This is a genomic window from Pseudomonas edaphica, assembly GCF_005863185.1.
Taxonomy (GTDB): domain Bacteria; phylum Pseudomonadota; class Gammaproteobacteria; order Pseudomonadales; family Pseudomonadaceae; genus Aquipseudomonas; species Aquipseudomonas edaphica.
This window is the reverse complement of record NZ_VBVZ01000894.1, coordinates 1-1,783: the sequence shown is the minus strand read 5'-3', so window position 1 is coordinate 1,783 and position 1,783 is coordinate 1. Positions and strand designations below refer to the sequence as shown.

Here is a 1,783-nt window from a genome sequence, read left to right as displayed (position 1 = left end):
GACAGAAAGCAATCGCAGGCAAGCCAGCTCCCACCTTTGATCTCCAGTGTTCTTACGGTCGGTGTCACATCCGCTTCATGCTCCCGTGTTTAAGTTGCCCTTTTGATACTCAAGAGGGCACCTGCATGAGCCACTTCGATCTCGGCCGTCGCCGCGTGATGCAAGCCGTTGGCGCCGGTTTGTTGCTGCCGGGCCTGGCGCCGGCAGTGATCGCCTCGGTCAAGGACCGCCCGCAACTCACCGACGGCGTGCAGTCCGGCGACTTGCTGGGCGATCGGGCGATGATCTGGAGCCGCAGCGACCGCCCGGCGAAGATGGTGGTGGAGTGGGACACCCGCAGTGTGTTCAGCAACCCGCGCAAATTTATCTCGCCCCTGGCCGACAGCCGCACCGACTTTACCGCCCGCGTCGAACTCACCGGGCTGCCGGTCGATCAGGCGATTTTCTACCGTGTGCACTTTGAAGACGCCCAGACCGGCGTGGCCAGCGAGCCGTGGTTCGGCCACTTGCGCAGCGTGCCGCAGCAGCGTCGTGATATCCGTTTTGTGTGGAGCGGCGACACTGTCGGCCAGGGCTTCGGCATCAACCCGGACATAGGCGGCATGCGCATTTACGAAGCCATGCGCCTGCGCCTGCCGGACTTTTTTATCCACAGCGGTGACACCATCTACGCCGACGGCCCAGTGCCGGCCCAGCTGACCGTTGAAGACGGGCGCATCTGGCGCAACATCACCACTGAAGCCAAGAGCAAAGTCGCCGAAACCCTCGACGAATATCGCGGCAATTATCGCTACAACCTGCTGGATGAAAACGTGCGCCGCTTCAATGCCGAAGTGCCGCAGATCTGGCAGTGGGACGACCACGAGGTGATCAACAACTGGTCGCCGAGCAAGGTGCTCGATGAGCGTTACCAGACCAAGGACATCAACACCTTGGTCGGCCGCGCACGCCAGGCCTGGCTGGAGTATTCACCGATGCGCCGCCAGAGCGCCGATGGCGGTGGGCGCATCTATCGCAAGCTCAGCTACGGGCCGTTGCTGGATGTGTTCGTGCTGGACATGCGCAGTTATCGCGGGCCTAACGACGACAATCTGGGCGGCGAAAAGCCCTTTATGGGCCGTGAGCAACTGGATTGGCTCAAGCGCGAACTCAAGGCCTCCCAGGCGCAGTGGAAAGTCGTGGCCGCCGACATGCCTATCGGCCTCGGCGTGCCCGACGGTGAAGTCAGCCCCGGCGTGCCACGTTGGGAAGCCATCGCCAACGGCGACCCAGGCCCGGCCCAAGGTCGTGAGCTGGAGATTGCCGAACTGTTAGGGTTTTTGCGCGCGCAGCAGGTGCGCAACCATGTGTGGCTGACGGCGGATGTGCATTACTGCGCGGCGCATCATTACCACCCGGACCGCGCGGCGTTTCAGGATTTCGAGCCGTTCTGGGAGTTTGTGGCCGGGCCGCTGAATGCGGGGAGCTTCGGGCCTAATCAACTGGACAAAACCTTTGGACCGGAGGTGGTGTTCCAGAAGGCTCCGCCTGCGCAGAACACTTCGCCGTTTGCCGGTTTTCAGTTTTTTGGTGAAGTGCAGATTGACGGGCAGACGGCGGAGTTGACCGTGATCTTGCGTGACTTGGATGGGGTCTCGGTGTTCGAGCAAAAGCTGCAGCCCGCCTGACCTGCAATGCACGTAAAACTGTGGGAGCTGGCTTGCCTGCGATGGCATCACCCTGGTGTCACTGATACACCGAGGTGCCTGCATCGCAGGCAAGCCAGCTCCCACAGTTGCTCCTC

At 61.9% G+C, this 1,783-nt stretch carries 1 protein-coding gene; it reads left to right on the top strand.

Going from position 1 to position 1,783, the window contains the following annotated elements; genetic code table 11:
- Positions 1–125 precede the first annotated feature (125 nt).
- Positions 126–1,667, top strand: a complete 1,542-nt coding sequence (locus tag FEM54_RS31835; protein WP_099548346.1) for an alkaline phosphatase D family protein — start codon at positions 126–128, stop codon at positions 1,665–1,667.
- Positions 1,668–1,783: the final 116 nt, after the last annotated feature.

Bases quoted from the DNA above. Each gene is read 5' to 3' on its own strand.
- FEM54_RS31835 (WP_099548346.1), top strand. From the start codon at position 126: ATGAGCCACTTCGATCTCGGCCGTCGCCGCGTGATGCAAGCCGTTGGC.